This is a genomic window from Streptomyces sp. NPDC091377, from assembly GCF_044757045.1.
Classification (GTDB): Bacteria; Actinomycetota; Actinomycetes; order Streptomycetales; family Streptomycetaceae; genus Streptomyces.
Genome location: NZ_JBIVUE010000015.1, coordinates 37,343 through 54,799 on the forward strand (window position 1 = coordinate 37,343; position 17,457 = coordinate 54,799).

Here is a 17,457-nt window from a genome sequence, read left to right on the forward strand (position 1 = left end):
CCTGATGATATGGAACGCGGTGCGTAAAAGGTGGCCGGTAATAGTACGTAGGAGTCCATGTCAGGGGTTCCCGATGGGCATGAATTTCCGGTGACGCATACACGCACAACCCTCTCCATGGTGCCTTCCCCGTGCCGCCGTGGACAGGCCGACCCGATTGTCGTGACCAGGACCGAGAAGGCAGGATGACCGCATGACGCACGCCATGCTGAAGGGGTCGAACGTCCCGCTGGATGCCACGACGGTGCGCGCCGTGCTGCGCTGGACGCCCGGGCAGGGGGTCCCGGACGTCGACGCCTCGGCGCTGCTCCTCGGTCCCGACGGGCGGGTGCGCTCCGACGAGGACTTCGTCTTCTACAACCAGCCCCGACACCCCTCCGGGAAGGTCTGGCGGCTCGGCAAGAAGCGGGTCGCCGAGAGCCTCACCGACACGATCCAGACAGATCTCACCGGTGTCGAGTCGAGTGTCGGCCGGATCCTCCTCGTCGCGTCGGCGGACGGGGTGGCGTTCGACCGCGTACGGACCCTGCGGATCCTGCTGTACGACGCGGCGACGCCGGACGCGGAGCCGGTGGCGTCCTTCGACGTCGTCCCGACGACCGGTGAGGAGACCGCGCTGATCTGCGGTGAGCTGTACCGGCGCGGCGACGGGTGGAAGTTCCGGGCGCTCGGCGAGGGGTACTCCAACGGGCTGCGGGGGCTCGCGACCGACTTCGGGATCTCGGTGGACGAGGCGGAGGCGGAGGCCGCGCGCCAGGCCGCCGCCGACGCGGGGCCGACGGCCTCGGGACAGCAGACGGCTCCTCGGCCGGCGGGAGCGGCGCACGCCGCCGCGGGAGCCCCGGCGGCGCCGGGCCCGGTGATCCCGCCGCTGCCGCCGCAGCAGCCGCCTGTGCCGATGCCGGCGCAGGGCGGGGAGCCCGCGTACGGCTTCCCCCAGCCGGTCGCCGCGGCGGCCGTCACCGCGCCGGGCCCGGTCGGAGGACAGCCGGCCTACGGCTACCCGCACCCCCAGCCCCCGACGGCCGCCCCGTCGCCCCACGGCTTCCCGCAGGCGGGCGACCAGTCGGCCTACGGCTACCCCCAGCCGACCACCCCGGACCCGGAATTCCGGCTACCTCCCCAGGGACCGCAGTTCATCGGCCGCTAGAAACCCCGGAGGACACCGGCTACGCGGACTCACGGGGACACCGGGGGCACGCCCCCCGGGACCCCGGGTGCACGGGCTCACAGAGGCACCGGGTACGCGGGCTCACGGGGCCGGACACCGGGTACGCGGACCCGCTGGACCCAGGTACCGGGCAGGCGGACCCACGACGGCCCGGAGACCGGCCGCAAGGCCCACCGACCCCAGGCACTCCGGCGTACGGCCCACCGGCCCCGGACACCAGCACACCCAGACCCCCGGGCCCAGAGGCCAGGGGTACAGCCGCACAGGGCCCGACACACCGGGTACACGGAGCCCCGGGACTCACACCGGGCATACCGGCCACCGGGCCCAGACACCAGACACTCAGCCCCACGGTGGCCCAGACGCCAGGCACACCGGCCCCGGGTACTCAGGGGGACGGAGCCATCGGGCTTAGACCGGGCGTACGGCCCCACGAGGCCAGGGGCCAGGGGCCAGGGGCCAGGGGCCAGGGGCCAGGGGCCAGGGGCCAGGGGCCAGGGGCCAGGGGCCAGGGGCCAGACGCGGCGGCCCCGGGGGCAGGGGCGCGGCCCATCGGCCCCGGACACCAGCGCACACAGACCCACCGGGCCCAGAGGCCAGGAGTACGGGCGCACACGGCCCAGACACCGAGCACACGGAGCCGCAGGGCTCACGCCGGGCCACCGGGCACCGGGCACCGGGCACCGGGCACCGGGCCCACCGGGCCAGACGCCAGGCGCGGCGGGCCCGGCGTCAGGCAGGCGGCCCATCCGCCCCGGACAGCAGCGCGCACCGACCCACCCGGCGTCAGGCGCACAGGCCCTCGATGTCTACGCGGCCCACTCCCGGAGCAGGCGTTCCCGTTCCTGCCTGCGAGGGGTGCCCGCCTCCGCGGTGCGGCCCCATTCGGACATCGCCGCGAGGGTCGTCGCCATCGTCGCGGCGCCTTCGGTGAGGCGGGACAGCAGAGCCTGGGAGAGTTCGACCTCGGTCGAGGCGTAGCCGTTGGCCGCGGCCACGTACGCGGACAGGTCGTGGTCGACGCCGGACGACGTCACGCGTACGGTCATCATCGCCGGGGCCTCCTCCACGGGGCCCCCGCTGCCGGGCAGGGCCAGGTTGGCGACGGTGCCCAGGGCCAGGTCCTTGACCGCGCCGACCTGCCGCATCAGGGACCGCAGGGGGACGTCCGTCACGGTCAGGCCGTGGACGTCCTCCCACAGGTGGAGGCCGGACCCACCGTCGCCGAGGGCAGTCACCCCGTCGGGGGTCAGCCGCACCCCGGGGCTCAGTCCGGACGGCTTGGCGCCCACGTACACGTCGCCCTGGGCGATCCAGAACAGGCCCACCATGGCCATGGCTTCGCTCACTTCTCCCGACGGCGCGGGCGCCGTCGTGTCACACGTCGAACGGTCAGCCCCTCCCCGCGGGGCGCGGCGACGGACCGGCCCAGCCTACCCAGCGCGACCTGGGGCTCCATGGGCGCCCGGCGCCCCTACGCCTCCGCCTTCGACTTGTGCCCGCGCCCCCACTGCAACCCCCACCCGTACAGCCGGTCCAGTTCCCCCTGGAAGCCGTACACGAACTTCACCTCGCGGCGGACCATCATCTCCCCCTTGACGTTCTCCAGCATGACGACGGCACAGGAGCGGGCCTGGGGATGGCGTTCGTCGAGGCCGATCTCGATACGGGGGCCGTTGCTGGGGTAGAGGGTGACGATGGCGTGGGTGCGGTCGAAGGCCGGGGTCTGGTCGTAGATGTAGACGAAGACCAGGATCCGCTTGATGGCCTCGCGCTGGTCCATGTTGACGTAGATCGTCTCACCGGAGCCCGAGCCGAACCGGTCGTCGCCGCTGAGCTTGACGTACGGCGCCGCGTTGAGGTCGCCGAGGAAGCCGCCGAGCGGCTGGACGACGCCCTTGCTGCCGTCCTGCATCTCGTACAGGCAGCCGAGGTCGAGGTCGACGTTGACCATGCTCTGGCTGTGGCCCATCACCTCCGGCGGCTTCAGCGCCTTGAAGGGGTGCCGCAGCAGGCTCTCCCGCTGCGGGCCGCCGATGTCGGAGGTCCGCATCCGCCAGGTCAGGTTGATGCGCAGATTGCCGGTCGCGGCGCCCTGTTTGGTCAGGGACACCTGGCCGTGCCGCTTGGTCAGCTCGATCGAGTTGGTCGCCGCGCTGCCCGAGTCGAACTCCGCGTCCCGGCCGCCACGCCAGAACCGCTCCAGTCCGTCCAGTAGACCCATTCCCCGCCCCCACCTCGTGTCCCTCGCCGACCGGCCCCGTGGCCCGGCAGCCGTACGGGGCGGCATTGAGACGTCCGCCTCGACACCGCCCCGCACAGAGAGCGTTCCTCACCCGCGGGCCTGTCACACCCACGGCCCCGTCACACCGGAAGAGACCGGCCGCCCGGGGACGTTTCGCGCCCGACGGCGTCACAGCCGCCCGAGCAGGTCACACGCCCGAGGAGACCTGCGCCTTCTCGTCCGAGCCGGAGCCTCCGTCGCCCCCGGCCTCCGCCAGCCTCCGGTTGCGCCGGACCGACCAGAGGAAGGACGCGGCGATCAGGATGACACCGAGCGATCCGGTGATCCACTCGCTGATCTCGTACTGGATGGTGATCAGCAGGATGACGGCGAGCGCGCCGATCGCGTAGTGCGCGCCGTGCTCCAGGTAGACGTAGTCGTCCAGGGTGCCCTGACGGACCAGATACACGGTGATCGACCGGACGTACATCGCGCCGACACCCAGGCCGAGCGCCATGAGCACGATGTCGTTGGTGATGGCGAACGCGCCGATCACACCGTCGAAGGAGAAGGACGCGTCCAGGACCTCCAGGTAGAGGAACATGAAGAACGCCGCCCGGCCGGCCAGCAGGATGACCGGCTTCCCGGCCCGCTTGGCCTCCTCCTCCTGTTCGTGCTCGTGCTCCTCCTGTTCCTCCAGCTTGTCCTCGAAATAGCCGGAGAGACCGCCGACGATCATATAGGTGATCAAACCCGCGACCCCGGAGAGCAGTACCGTCTCCGCCTTGTTCTGCGGGCCCGCGTGGAGATGGGCTTGGGTCGCGAAGGTCATTGCGGTGATCAGCAGAATGATCAGGGCGACACAGACGGAGAGCATGTCGACCTTGCCGAGCTTGGCCAGCGGGCGCTCGATCCAGGTCAGCCATTTGATCTCCCGGTCCTCGAAAACGAAGTCCAGGAAGATCATCAAAAGGAACATGCCACCGAAGGCGGCGATCGCCGGGTGCGCGTCGGTGACGAGTTCCTGATAGCGGTCCTTGTCGGTGAGCGCGAGGTCGACGGCCTCGATCGGCCCGAGTTGCGCGCTGACCGCGACGATCACCACGGGGAAGACGAGTCGCATACCGAATACGGCGATCAGAATGCCGATGGTGAGGAAGATGCGCTGCCAGAAGGCATTCATCTTCTTCAGGATTCCGGCGTTGACCACCGCGTTGTCGAAGGAAAGCGAGATCTCAAGGACGCAGAGGATCGCCACGATCCCGAACGCGGCCCACCCCCCGTAGAAGATCGCCGCGACAAGACCGGCCGCGGTGACCGCGAACGACCAGCCGAAGGTTTTCAGAACCACTGGCTACCCAATCCCTATGTACGGGCTTCACGGGGGGTGCGAGGTATGCGGACCTCCACCACTCCGTCCCCGGTATTGCGAAAGTTGATCTATGAAACGTTGACCCCGAAGTCTAGAGCGATTCCGCGCAACCCGGACGCGTACCCCTGTCCGACCGCGCGGAACTTCCATTCGCCCTGGTAGCGGTAGACCTCGCCGAAGATCATGGCCGTTTCGGTGGAGGCGTCCTCACTCAGGTCGTAGCGGGCGAGTTCCTGGCCGTCGGCCTGGTTGACGACCCGGATGAAGGCATTGCTGACCTGGCCGAAGGTCTGGCCCCGCTCATCGGCCATATGGATCGAGACCGGGAACACGATCTTGTCCGCGTGCGCCGGGACCTTGGCCAGATCGATCACCAGGGACTCGTCGTCGCCGTCGCCCTCACCGGTGAGGTTGTCGCCCGTGTGCTCGACCGAGCCGTCGGGGCTGGTGAGCTGGTTGTAGAAGATGAACCACTCGTCGCCCAGCACCCGCCCGTTGCTGCACACCAGCGCGCTGGCGTCGAGGTCGAAGGGGGCTCCGGTGGTGGAACGCGCGTCCCAGCCGAGTCCGATCACCACGTGGGTGAGATTCGGTGCGGCCTTGGACAGGGAGACATTGCCTCCCTTGGCGAGCGTGACGCCCATGATGCTGTTCCTCCCCTGGTGGTGCTTTTTTCTGTTGTCCTGCGCGTCCGGCGCCGCACACGAACCGTGCGGCGCCGGACGGGTCAGCTGTCGTGACGTCGATCGCTGACGTCGCTCAGTGACGTCTATCAGACGTTCACACCGAAGTCCTGCGCGATCCCGCGCAGGCCCGAGGCGTAGCCCTGGCCGATGGCGCGGAACTTCCACTCCTCGCCGTGCCGGTACAGCTCACCGAAGACCATCGCGGTCTCGGTCGAGGCGTCCTCACTGAGGTCGTAGCGGGCGATCTCGGCGCCGCCGGCCTGGTTGACGACGCGGATGAACGCGTTGCGCACCTGGCCGAAGGACTGCTGGCGGTTCTCGGCGTCGTAGATCGAGACCGGGAAAGTGATCTTCTCGACCTCGGCCGGGACGCCCGCGAGGTTGACCTTGATCTGCTCGTCGTCGCCCTCGCCCTCACCGGTGAGGTTGTCACCGGTGTGCTCGACCGAGCCGTCCGGACTCTTCAGGTTGTTGAAGAAGATGAAGTGCTGGTCGTTGGCGACCTTGCCGGTGTTGTTCAGCAGCAGCGCGCTCGCGTCGAGGTCGAAGTCCGTGCCGGTCGTGGTGCGCACGTCCCACCCCAGACCGACGATGACCGCGGTCAGACCCGGGGCCTCCTTGGTCAGCGATACGTTGCCGCCCTTGCTGAGGCTGACTCCCACGAGTCCCTCCATAGTGTCCGGGGGCGGGAAGCCCCGTCGTGCATCGGTAACGGATCAAACGAGTCGATCCTAGTGAGCGGTTCCCGTACCCCGCAGGCCCTGGACCGAAGCAATCATGGATGCCGAGGTGGTCGGCGCGGCAGGTCGCGGACGCGATCAGGGACGGGGGGATCAGAGACGCCGGACGGTCACAGCGCGTCGAGCGCCGTCACGTACGCGTCGAGGTCGCGGGCGTCGGGGAGCCCGTTGACCACGGTCCAGCGCACGACGCCCTCCTTGTCGATCACGAAGGTGCCGCGCACCGCGCAGCCCTTGTCCGCGTCGAAGACGTCGTACGCGCGCGAGACCTCGCCGTGCGGCCAGAAGTCGCTGAGCAGCGGATATTCCAGGCCCTCCTGCTCGGCGAAGACGCGCAGGGTGTGGATGGAGTCGTTGGAGACGGCGAGCACCTGGGTGTCGCGGTCGGCGAACCTCGGCAGGTTGTCGCGGACCTCGCACAGCTCGCCGGTGCACACGCCGGTGAAGGCGAAGGGGTAGAAGAGCAGGACCACGTTCTTCTCGCCCTGGAAGTCGGACAGCTTCACGGTCGCGCCGTGGTTGTCCTTGAGCTCGAAGTCGGGGGCCTTGTCGCCGACCTGGATCGCCATCGTCGTCCCTTCGTCGGGGCCGCCGGCCCCGCGGTGAGCCTGTTCGAACGACTCCCACCCTACGCAGCCGGATGACATCCGCCCCACGCGGGGACGACGGCGGGGCCACGACAGGGTGACACGCGGGGGGCGACACGATGACGACACGGGCGTCACAAGGACGGGGCCGTCACAGGGGGAGGACGGGGCGGGCCGGGTCGACGCCGGGCCCGCCCCGTCGTGATGTCACCGCTTCGTCTTCGCCGCCTTCGGTGTCGCCAGCCGGCTCCCGCTCCAGTCCTTGCCGACACTGACGCTCTTGGCGGCGGTCAGACCGGCGGTCGTCGCGGCTTCCGAGATGTCGCTCGGCTCGACGTATCCGTCCCGCCCGGTCTTCGGCGTCAGCAGCAGGATGGCGCCGCCCTCCTCGATGTACGTGGTGGCGTCCACCAGCGCATCGGTCAGGTCACCGTCGTCGTCGCGGAACCACAGCACCACGGCGTCGGCCACGTCGTCATAGTCCTCGTCGACGAGCTCGCTGCCGATCGTTTCCTGGATGGCCTCGCGGAGCTCCTGGTCGACGTCGTCGTCGTAGCCGATCTCCTGGACCACCTGCTCGGGCTGGAACCCCAGCCTGATGGCAGGGTTCGTCCTTTCCTCCGCGTGGTCCGCGGTCGCGCTCACGGGTTGCCTCCTGATCATGTCTTCGGGTATGTCTCAGCCTCGCGCGTGCGCGAAGCGTTGGCCGTAGTCCACACGGACGGGACGGATCGCGCAAGTACCCGGCGTTTCAGACCGCCGAAACGGTGACGATCCCGGCCGTGTCCCCGCAACTCCAGGCACCACCCCCCGGAGGAAGGTGACGCACACCACACCGTTCTGCCCTGTTTGTGTGTTTGGGAACCCTCTGAGGGTACGAGACTCGAATGAGTTTTCCGTACCGACCCCCCTGCCGGGAAGCCGCCCGGATCTTGCCCGGATCGTGCCCGGATCGTGCCCGACGGACCGGTCAGCTGTGCGTGACGGCGGGTTACCTCTCGGTAGAGATGACGTTTGCCGCCCCGAGGTACACGATGGGGAACGGCGCAGACACCGGGCGGAACAGCCCCGCAACAGGCGAATCCGACAGGTGCAGGTAACTCCGACAGGTAAGGAACAGCGTGGCTTCCGGATCCGATCGCAACCCGATCATCATTGGCGGCCTTCCGAGTCAGGTGCCTGACTTTGATCCCGAGGAAACCCAGGAGTGGCTGGACTCCCTGGACGCCGCCATCGACGCGCGGGGCCGTGAACGGGCCCGCTATCTCATGCTCCGGCTGATCGAGCGGGCTCGCGAGAAGCGGGTGGCCGTGCCGGAGATGCGCAGCACGGACTACGTCAACACGATCGCCACCAAGGACGAGCCGTTCTTCCCGGGCAATGAGGAGATCGAGCGCCGGGTCCTGAACGCGACGCGCTGGAACGCGGCCGTGATGGTGTCGCGGGCCCAGCGCCCCGGGATCGGGGTCGGCGGCCACATCGCCACCTTCGCGTCCTCCGCCTCCCTCTACGACGTGGGCTTCAACCACTTCTTCCGGGGCAAGGACGAGGGCGACGGCGGGGACCAGGTCTTCTTCCAGGGCCATGCCTCGCCCGGCATCTACGCCCGCGCGTTCCTCCTGGACCGCCTCACCGAGCAGCACCTGGACGGCTTCCGCCAGGAGAAGTCGAAGGCGCCGTACGGTCTGTCCTCGTATCCGCACCCGCGGCTGATGCCGGACTTCTGGGAGTTCCCGACGGTGTCGATGGGGCTCGGCCCGATCGGCGCGATCTACCAGGCGCGGATGAACCGCTATCTCCACGCGCGCGAGATCGCGGACACATCGAAGTCCCACGTGTGGGCCTTCCTCGGCGACGGCGAGATGGACGAGCCGGAGTCGCTGGGTCAGCTGACCATCGCCGCGCGTGAGGGCCTGGACAACCTGACCTTCGTCGTCAACTGCAATCTCCAGCGGCTCGACGGCCCGGTGCGGGGCAACGGCAAGGTCATCCAGGAACTGGAGTCGGTGTTCCGGGGCGCCGGCTGGAATGTGATCAAGCTGGTCTGGGACCGCTCCTGGGACCCGCTGCTGGCCAGGGACCGGGACGGGGTGCTGGTCAACCGGATGAACACCACCCCGGACGGGCAGTTCCAGACGTACGCGACCGAGACCGGCGCCTACATCCGGGACCACTTCTTCGGGGACGACCACCGGCTGCGGGCGATGGTCGAGGAGATGAGCGACGACCAGATCCTGCATCTGGGGCGCGGCGGCCACGACCACCGCAAGATCTTCGCGGCGTTCGCGGCGGCCAAGGAGCACAAGGGCCAGCCGACGGTGATCCTGGCGAAGACGGTCAAGGGCTGGACGCTCGGCCCGAACTTCGAGGGCCGCAACGCCACCCACCAGATGAAGAAGCTCACGGTCGCCGACCTCAAGGGCTTCCGTGACCGGCTCCATCTGCCGATCTCGGACCGTGAGCTGGAGAGCGGGCTGCCGCCGTACTACCACCCGGGGCGGGACTCGGAGGAGATCCAGTACATGCACGACCGCCGCAAGGCGCTCGGCGGCTACGTCCCCACCCGTGTCGTCCGGTCGAAGCCGCTGGCGCTGCCCGAGGACAAGACGTACGCGACCGTGAAGAAGGGGTCGGGGCACCAGCAGATCGCCACCACCATGGCGTTCGTACGGCTGCTGAAGGATCTCATGCGGGACAAGGAGATCGGCAAGCGGTTCGTGCTGATCGCGCCGGACGAGTACCGCACCTTCGGCATGGACTCGTTCTTCCCGAGTGCAAAGATCTACAACCCGCTCGGCCAGCAGTACGAGTCCGTGGACCGGGATCTGCTGCTCGCCTACAAGGAGTCGCCGACCGGGCAGATGCTGCACGACGGCATCTCGGAGGCCGGCTGCACGGCCTCGCTGATCGCCGCGGGCTCGTCGTACGCGACCCACGGCGAACCGTTGATCCCGGTCTACGTCTTCTACTCGATGTTCGGTTTCCAGCGCACCGGCGATCAGTTCTGGCAGATGGCCGATCAGCTCGCGCGGGGTTTTGTACTGGGCGCGACCGCCGGACGTACGACCCTGACCGGTGAGGGGCTTCAGCACGCCGACGGCCACTCCCAGCTGCTCGCCTCGACCAACCCGGGCTGTGTGGCGTACGACCCGGCGTACGGGTACGAGATCGCGCACATCGTGCAGGACGGGCTGCGGCGGATGTACGGCGGCGGCGCGGAGCATCCGCACGGCGAGGACGTCTTCTACTACCTCACCGTCTACAACGAGCCCATCCAGCACCCGGCCGAGCCGGAGGACGTGGACGTCGAGGGCATCCTCAAGGGCGTCCACAAGGTCGGCGCGGCCACGGCCGGTTCGGTCCCGGCGCAGATCATGGCCTCGGGCGTGGCGGTGCCGTGGGCGCTGGAGGCCCAGCGGATCCTCGCCGAGGAGTGGGACGTACGGGCCGACGTCTGGTCGGCGACCTCGTGGAACGAGCTGCGGCGCGAGGCGGTGGCCTGTGAGGAGCACAATCTGCTGCGGCCGGAGGAGGAGCAGCGGGTGCCGTACGTGACCCGCAAGCTGAGCGGCGCCGAGGGGCCGTTCGTGGCGGTGTCCGACTGGATGCGCTCGGTGCCGGACCAGATCGCGCGGTGGGTGCCGGGGCGCTACCAGTCGCTGGGCGCCGACGGTTTCGGCTTCGCCGACACCCGGGGCGCGGCCCGTCGCTTCTTCCACATCGACGCGCACTCGGTCGTCCTGGCGGTGCTGACCGAACTGGCCGCCGACGGGACGGTGGACCGCTCCGCTCCCAAGCAGGCCCTGGACCGCTACCGGCTTCTGGATGTGACGGCGGCGGATCCGGGCCCGGCGGGCGGCGACGCCTAGTCCGTCCCGGAGGGGGCGGGGGGGTTGGGGGGGTTGGGGGGGTGGGGGGTGGTGCGGTTGTCGGTACGGCGCGGGTGCGTCGTGGCTGGTCGCGCAGTTCCCCGCGCCCCTGGGTGGGTCGGGCTGGCGTAGCCCGTCAGGGTTCGCCCTGCTCCGACCCGGACCCGCGGTACGGCGCGGGTGCGTCGTGGCCGGTCGCGCAGTTCCCCGCGCCCCTGGGGGGCCGGGCTGCCGTAGCCCGTCAGGGTTCGCCCTGCTTGCCCCCGCCCTGTGGCCGGTCGCGCAGTTCCCCCCGCCCCTGGGGGGTCGGGCTGGCGTAGCCCATCGGGTTCGCCCTGCTCCGACCCGGACCCGCGGTACGGCGCGGGTGCGTCGTGGCCGGTCGCGCAGTTCCCCGCGCCCCTGGGGGGGCCTCGGGACCCGCGGCTCAGCCGTTCCGTGTTTCAGATGTGTGCCGCCCCCGCGCCTGCGCTCGCGTTGGTGCCTCGCTTGGTCAGGAAGGCTACGAAGACCGCCGCGGCGGCTACTCCCGCTGCCACGAGCGACGCGAGGCTCATGCCGGAGATGAAGGTGTCGTGCGCCACGTCGGTGATCTGCGTGGCGACCTCCGCCGGTGTGCCGGGCGCGATGGGCGCGACGCCGACCTGGACCGCCTCGGACGCCTGTTCCTGCTGGGCGTGGCTGAGGGGTGGAAGCCCGGCGTCGGCCCAGTTCCCGGCCAGGTCGCTGTCGACCTTGGAGGCCATCACCGCACCCAGCACGGCCGTGCCCAGGCTGCCGCCGATCTGCATCGCGGCCTGCTGGAGCCCGCCCGCGACCCCGGACAGCTCCATCGGCGCGTTGCCGACGATGACCTCCGTGGCGCCGACCATGACCGGCGCGAGGCCGAGGCCGAGCAGGGCGAACCAGACGGACATGACCGCGCTGCCGGTGTCGGTCTCCAGGGTGGACATGCCGTACATGGCGAGCGCGGTGAGGACCATGCCGCCCGCGAGCGGGATCCGCGGCCCCACCTTGGTGATCATGAAGCCCGCGAGCGGCGAGCCGACGATCATCATGCCGGTGAGCGGGAGGAGGTGCAGGCCCGCGTCGATGGGGCTCATGCCGTGGACGTTCTGGAGGTAGAACGTCACGAAGAACAGGCCGCCCATGAACGCGATCGCCATGAGGACCATCAGGACCACACCGGCCGACAGCGGCACCGAGCGGAACAGCGCCAGCGGGATCAGCGGCTCGCGGACCTTGGTCTCCCAGAGCGCGAACAGGGCGAAGCCCACGATCGAGATGCCGATGAACAGCCAGGTCAGACCCGCGCCCCAGCCCCACTCGGGGGCCTTGATCAGCGCCCAGACCAGGCAGAACATCGCGCCCGACAGCAGGCCGATGCCGAGCAGGTCGAAGGAGCGCGGGGCGTTCTTCGCCCGGTGGTCCAGCAGGATCACCGCGCCGAGGGCGACAGCGAGGATGCCGACCGGGACGTTGATGAAGAACACGGACTGCCAGTTGACGTGCTCGACGAGGACGCCGCCGAGGATCGGGCCGCCGGCGGTGGAGGCGCCGATGACCATGCCCCAGATGCCGATAGCCATGTTGAGCTTCTCGGCCGGGAAGGTGGCCCGCAGCAGACCGAGCGCGGCCGGCATCAGCAGCGCGCCGAACAGCCCCTGGAACACCCGGAAGACGATGACCATCGCGATGCTGTCCGACAGCCCGATGGCGCCCGACGCGGCGGCGAAGCCGACCACGCCGATGAGGAAGGTCTGGCGGTGGCCGAAGCGGTCACCGAGCTTGCCGGCGGTGATCAGGGCGACGGCGAGGGCCAGGAAGTAGGAGTTGGTGATCCACTGGACCTGGGCGAAGGTCGCCCCGAGGTCCTTGGCGATGGCCGGGTTGGCGATGGCCACGATGGTGCCGTCCAGGGCCACCATCATGACCCCGACGGCGACGGTTATGAGGGTGAACCAAGGATGGCCACGCAGCCCCTTGGCCGGCGCCGAAGACGGTCCGGGGGACGGTGTCTTGTCCTCCGGACCGGTCTTGTCGATGGTGGTCTGACTAGTCATGCGAGCGAGGCTAGTGACAGCCACTGACAGTTGACAAACAAATTCACAAGTCGGTAGCTGTCACGTCACTCACACCGGGCTCGAACTGCGAGAACGGCGCCTTGGAGGGCTTCATGGAGACGCTGGACCGCACGGGTACGACCCCGGCGCGACCGGGCTTGCGCGAGTTGAAGAAGCAGCGCACGCGTGCCGCCCTGCTGCGCGCCGCGTACACCCTCTTCATCGAGCGGGGGTACGACAGCACCACGGTCGACGCCATCGTCGAGGCCGTCGGGGTCTCCCAGCGCACCTTCTTCCGCTACTACTCCGGCAAGGAGCACGTCGCGCTCGGCGTGCAGGAGATGGCGATGGAGCACTTCTACGAGGCGGTCCGCGCCCGCCCGCCGCAGGAACCGCCGCTGGAGGCGATGCGCCGGGCGGTGCTGGAGGGCTGGGAGACCGTGCACGAGACGATCGAGTGTGTCGTGCCGGTGGAGCAGTATCTGGGGATGTACCGGGTGATCGAGTCGACGCCGGTGCTGCTGGCGGCGCATCTGCGGCGGTCGGCGCAGACGGAGGAGCGGTTCGCGCGGCTGATCGCCGAGCGCGAGGGGCTGGACGTGGACGCGGACCCGCGGCCCCGGGTGGTGGTGGCGGTGTTCGGCGGGGTGATGCGGGTCACCGAGCGACTGTGGAGCGCGGGCGAGGACCACAGCGTGGAGTCGATGCGCGCGATCACCGTCGAGTACCTCGATCAGGTGGGACCCGCGCTGACGGGGAACTGGCGCGACACGCGGGGAGGTCCGGCGTGTCCCTGAGCGCCGTCCGGCGGGTTCCCCGCGGGTGTTCCCTGCGGATCTCTGACCCACGTGCGGGTGGTTGAAACGTGAGTCCGGTCACTCGGTTGCCGTGAGACCGTGCCGTTCTCCTAGTGTGTCCTCCCAGTGACTTCCTTCGACACCTCCCCGACGCTCAACGCGTGGCGCGCGCTGCTCGCCCTGGCCGTGGTCTTCGTGATGCTGGCGACCACCGGCTGGACCGCCCTGCGCAGTCAGCGCGAGCACACCCCGCTCCAGTCCTCGCTCGCCGCGTGGGAGGGCGGCCGGCTCGGCGGTCACCGGCTGCCCGACCCGCGGTCCGCGCCCGCCCGGCTCGCCGCGTTCTTCGCCTCGCTCGGCGACGCCCAGCGCACGCTGCTCGCCCACCGCTACCCGCTGGCGGTCGGCAATATGAACGGCGCCCCGGTCACCCTGCGCTACCAGGCCAACCGCATCGCCCTGAGCCAGGCCAGGGACACCGAGCGGCAACGGATGCGCGACGACCGGATCAGCCCGGACGGACAGCACGAGGCGGGGCGCCGGATGAACCGCCTCGACGCGCTGATGACCCCGGGACGCCACATCCTCGCCTTCGACCCCGAGGGCTCCGGGCGGCTGGCCGAGGTCTTCGGCAGCCTGGACCGGGCCGAGCGGATCTCCGTCGTGGTCCCCGGCGTCGACAGCGATCTGATGACCTTCCAGCGCACCCACCGCAAGTACACGGCGCCCGCGGGCATGGCCGAGTCGCTGTACCGGGCCGAGCGCGCCGCCCGCCCCGGTACGCGTACGGCGGTGATCGCCTGGGCCGACTACACCACGCCGAGCGGCATCGGGGTGGACGCCGCCACGGGGACCCGCGCGGCGCAGGGCGCGGTCCGGCTGGACGCGCTGGTGCGGGCGCTGCCCGGCACGGCCCCGGTCTCGCTGTTCTGCCACAGCTACGGCTCGGTGCTGTGCGGGGTGGCGGCGCGGTCGCTGCCGGAGCGGGTGGCCGACATCGCGGTGGCGGGCAGTCCGGGCATGCGGGCGGCGACGGCGTCCCGGCTGCGGACCGCTGCCCGGGTGTGGGCGATGCGGGACGCCGACGACTGGGTCCAGGACGTGCCCCACCTGGAGTTCGGCGGGCTCGGCCACGGCGCCGACCCGGTCTCCCGGGCGTTCGGCGCGCGGGTGCTGTCGGCGGGCGGGGCGCGGGGACACGCCGGGTATTTCGAACCCGGCACGGGGAGTCTGCGCAACTTCGCCGAGATCGGGGTAGGCGCGTACGGATCGGTGGAGTGCGCCGACGACGGCGGGGCATGCCGGGCCGAATTGTCCGAGGACGCGTCGACCGGACGCGCGTAGAGTCACACAGGACGCGCGTAGAGGCGTAGGAATTGCGGTGCGCGCGGGGAGGGGACGGAGGAGCTCGTGCCGCATACGATGAGCCGCATGGGTGACGTACTGGCCGGATTTCATGCCGCCTGGGAGTTCGAGTCCGACTCCGTGCTCATCCGCTACGAACGGGGGATTCGCACACCCAGGCTGTTCCAGGCGCTGGGCGAGCGGCGGGTGCCGCTGGCGGCGCTCCAGGGTGTGACCCTCTCCCCCGGCCGGCGCGGAACGGTGGTGCTGCGGGCCGAGCCGCGGCCGGGCGCCGATCCGTTGATGGAGGCGGCGGCGGGTCAGCTCAAGGAGAGCAGCGACCCTTACCGTCTCGTCCTGCCCGCAGAGCGGGAGACGCTCGCGGAGTACTACGCCGACGAACTGCGGTCCCTGCTGACCGAGTCCGGTCCCGCCGAGCGGCATCTGGTGGCGGCGCCACGGGTGCCGATGGCCTTCAAGGCGTACGACGCGAAGGCGTCGTTCGACGGGTCGACGGTGGCGTTCCGGTGGTTCTGGACGGGCGCTTCGTCCGCGAAGTGGAAGGCCGGGGACCAGAGTTTCCGGATCGCCGACATCGCCGAGGTGGAGTGGCGCTCGCCGGAGGTGTTCGAGGGGCATCTGCGGCTGGTGCGGCGCGACGGCGGGGATCAGCCCGCCCAGGCGGACCAGGATCCGGCCGCCGTCGTCTTCGGCCTGGGGTACGGGCCCGTGCACGAGTCGCTGCCGTTCGCGGCGGCCGTGCTGGACGCGGTGCGGAGGGCGGGGCCGGCCGGCGCCGCGGTCGCCGCGGTGCCGGCGGCCCGGCGGGATCCCGCGGAGGTCGCCGAGCGGATCCGGCATCTCGGGGAGCTGCACCAGGCCGGGCTGGTGACGGACGAGGAGTTCTCCGTGAAGAAGGCCGAGTTGCTGGCCGAGCTGTAGCCCCCGCTACTCCCGGCCCGCCGACGTGAACGTCATGTCGGCGTAGCGGCTGCCCGCGACCCGCCGCGCGATCGGTTCCAGGAGGGCCGTCTCCTGCGGGGTGAGGACGATCCGGGTGGCGGCCGTGTTCTCCTCCACCCGCTGCGGTGTGCGGGTGCCCGGGATGGGGACGACGGTCAGGCCGTCGGCCGCCGCCCGGCGCTGGACCCAGGCGAGGGCGATCTGGCCGAGGGTGGCGCCATGGGTCTCGGCGATGGTCCGGACGGGGTCGAGGAGCGCCGCGTTGGCGGTGGCGTTGTCGCCGGTGAAGCGGGGCTGGCGGCGGCGGAAGTCGTCGGCGGTGAGTTCCTTCTCGGCGTCGGTGAAGGAGCCGGTGAGGAAGCCCCGGCCGAGCGGCGAGTACGGGACGAGGGCGACGCCCAGTTCCCGGGCGGCCGGGACCACATGGGCCTCGATGTCGCGGCTGAACAGGGACCACTCGGACTGCACGGCCGCGATCGGGTGCACGGCGTGCGCGGCGCGCAGTTCGGGGGCGGTGACCTCGCTCAGGCCCAGGTGCTTGACCTTGCCCTCGCGGACCAGTTCGGCCATCGTGCCGACCGATTCCTCGATCGGTACGTTCACATCGCGCCGGTGCATGTAGTAGAGGTCGATGACGTCCACGTCCAGGCGCTTGAGGCTGGCCTCGACGGCCCGGCGGATGTAGGGCGGGTCGTTGCGGATGTCCCGGCGGGTGGGGTCGTCCGGCGGGATGTGCAGGGCGAACTTGGTCGCGATGACGACCCGGTCGCGGTGCGCCTTGAAGAACGGCGACAGGAAGCGTTCGTTGTCGCCCTCGCCGTAGGCGTCCGCCGTGTCGTAGAGGGTGACGCCCAGTTCCAGGGCGCGTTCCAGGGTCGCCCGGGACGCCTCGGCGTCCGGGGGGCCGTAGGCGAAGCTCATGCCCATGCAGCCGAGGCCCTGGACACCGACCTCGGGGCCGGTGGCGCCGAGCCGTACGGTGCTGATGGTGCCGTTCTGGGTCATCGTGCGCTCTCCGCCCGGTGGACGCGGCTCTCGTCCGCGTAGAAACTGATCTTCCGGTCCAGTACCGCCAGGGTGTCCCGCAGCTCGGTGATCCGGGCGAGGACGTCCCGGCGGGTCGCCTCCAGCAGCGCGCAGCGGTCGGCGTAGGTGTCCTCGCCCGCCCGCACCAGTTCCGCGTACCGGACCATGTCGGCGACCGGCATCCCGGTCAGCCGCAGCTTGCCGACCAGGTCGAGCCAGTCGAGGTCGCGGTTGGAGTAGCGGCGCTGGCCGGTGTGGGAGCGGTCGATGTGGGACATCAGACCGATCCGCTCGTACCAGCGCAGGGTGTGCGCCGACAGTCCGGTGAAGGCGACGACCTCGCTGATGGTGTAGCGGTCCTGGCCCTCGGGGCGGGGGTGGCGGGGCGGCGGGGCGGAACAGAGGTCGGCCGGGGCGGGGGCCGCCTCGGCGTCCGCCACCGGGCCCGGCGCGGTGCCGGTCGTGCAGTCCGTCAGGGGGGCGGCTGTGGTGTGCATCACCGTCATGGCTTCCACGCTATGACCTTGGAGTGCACTCCAAGCAACTCCAGACGAGCAGAGCGGTCAAAAAGCGGCGCGGACCCCGGCACCGGCACGGACCCCTTCATGGGGCCGG

At 70.4% G+C, this 17,457-nt stretch carries 15 protein-coding genes; 5 read left to right on the top strand and 10 right to left on the bottom strand.

What is annotated here, in order from left to right; translation table 11 throughout:
* The first annotated feature begins 193 nt into the window (after positions 1–193).
* Entirely contained in the window at positions 194–1,150 is a 957-nt protein-coding gene (locus ACIQNG_RS28210) for a TerD family protein (protein ID WP_401488875.1), read from the top strand.
* A gap of 830 nt (positions 1,151–1,980) precedes the next feature.
* Here the strand turns inward: ACIQNG_RS28210 and ACIQNG_RS28215 are convergent.
* The 7 genes from ACIQNG_RS28215 to ACIQNG_RS28245 all read right to left on the bottom strand — a co-directional run bounded on the left by ACIQNG_RS28215 (position 1,981) and on the right by ACIQNG_RS28245 (position 7,425).
* Entirely contained in the window at positions 1,981–2,520 is a 540-nt protein-coding gene (locus tag ACIQNG_RS28215) for a hypothetical protein (protein ID WP_401488877.1), read from the bottom strand.
* Between the two features lie 125 nt (positions 2,521–2,645).
* Entirely contained in the window at positions 2,646–3,395 is a 750-nt protein-coding gene (locus ACIQNG_RS28220) for a Tellurium resistance (RefSeq protein WP_401438046.1), read from the bottom strand.
* A 208-nt stretch (positions 3,396–3,603) separates the two neighbouring features.
* On the bottom strand, positions 3,604–4,746 hold the full coding sequence (locus tag ACIQNG_RS28225; RefSeq protein WP_401488880.1) for a DUF475 domain-containing protein: 1,143 nt from the start codon (positions 4,744–4,746) through the stop codon (positions 3,604–3,606).
* A gap of 89 nt (positions 4,747–4,835) precedes the next feature.
* Positions 4,836–5,411, bottom strand: coding sequence for a TerD family protein (locus ACIQNG_RS28230; RefSeq protein ID WP_401438051.1), 576 nt, complete (start codon positions 5,409–5,411; stop codon positions 4,836–4,838).
* Between the two features lie 128 nt (positions 5,412–5,539).
* Positions 5,540–6,115: a TerD family protein gene (locus ACIQNG_RS28235; RefSeq protein ID WP_401438053.1), complete on the bottom strand. Its 576-nt coding sequence runs from the start codon at positions 6,113–6,115 to the stop codon at positions 5,540–5,542.
* A 188-nt stretch (positions 6,116–6,303) separates the two neighbouring features.
* Positions 6,304–6,762, bottom strand: coding sequence for a peroxiredoxin (locus tag ACIQNG_RS28240; protein ID WP_401438056.1), 459 nt, complete (start codon positions 6,760–6,762; stop codon positions 6,304–6,306).
* Positions 6,763–6,987: 225 nt separating this feature from the next.
* Complete coding sequence (locus ACIQNG_RS28245) at positions 6,988–7,425, bottom strand: DUF3052 domain-containing protein (RefSeq protein ID WP_401438059.1); 438 nt, start codon at positions 7,423–7,425, stop codon at positions 6,988–6,990.
* A 476-nt stretch (positions 7,426–7,901) separates the two neighbouring features.
* On the opposite strand from ACIQNG_RS28245, the gene aceE reads away from it, so the two are divergent.
* Complete coding sequence (gene aceE, locus ACIQNG_RS28250; RefSeq protein ID WP_401488884.1) at positions 7,902–10,649, top strand: pyruvate dehydrogenase (acetyl-transferring), homodimeric type; 2,748 nt, start codon at positions 7,902–7,904, stop codon at positions 10,647–10,649.
* Positions 10,650–11,092: 443 nt separating this feature from the next.
* On the opposite strand, the gene ACIQNG_RS28255 is transcribed toward aceE, so the two are convergent.
* Positions 11,093–12,712: an MFS transporter gene (locus tag ACIQNG_RS28255; protein ID WP_401488887.1), complete on the bottom strand. Its 1,620-nt coding sequence runs from the start codon at positions 12,710–12,712 to the stop codon at positions 11,093–11,095.
* Between the two features lie 113 nt (positions 12,713–12,825).
* Between ACIQNG_RS28255 and ACIQNG_RS28260 the strand changes: the two genes are divergently transcribed.
* From ACIQNG_RS28260 to ACIQNG_RS28270, 3 genes are all read left to right on the top strand, one after another.
* Complete coding sequence (locus tag ACIQNG_RS28260; RefSeq protein ID WP_401488890.1) at positions 12,826–13,509, top strand: TetR/AcrR family transcriptional regulator; 684 nt, start codon at positions 12,826–12,828, stop codon at positions 13,507–13,509.
* A 126-nt stretch (positions 13,510–13,635) separates the two neighbouring features.
* On the top strand, positions 13,636–14,853 hold the full coding sequence (locus ACIQNG_RS28265) for an alpha/beta hydrolase (RefSeq protein ID WP_401438069.1): 1,218 nt from the start codon (positions 13,636–13,638) through the stop codon (positions 14,851–14,853).
* Between the two features lie 78 nt (positions 14,854–14,931).
* Positions 14,932–15,795, top strand: coding sequence for a DUF4429 domain-containing protein (locus tag ACIQNG_RS28270; RefSeq protein ID WP_401438311.1), 864 nt, complete (start codon positions 14,932–14,934; stop codon positions 15,793–15,795).
* A 6-nt stretch (positions 15,796–15,801) separates the two neighbouring features.
* On the opposite strand, the gene ACIQNG_RS28275 is transcribed toward ACIQNG_RS28270, so the two are convergent.
* Positions 15,802–16,821: an aldo/keto reductase gene (locus ACIQNG_RS28275; RefSeq protein WP_401488892.1), complete on the bottom strand. Its 1,020-nt coding sequence runs from the start codon at positions 16,819–16,821 to the stop codon at positions 15,802–15,804.
* Positions 16,818–17,348 (bottom strand): MerR family transcriptional regulator, encoded by a 531-nt coding sequence (locus ACIQNG_RS28280; RefSeq protein WP_401488894.1) that lies wholly within the window; start codon positions 17,346–17,348, stop codon positions 16,818–16,820. Before ACIQNG_RS28280 ends, ACIQNG_RS28275 begins: the two co-directional genes overlap by 4 nt.
* Positions 17,349–17,457 lie beyond the last annotated feature (109 nt).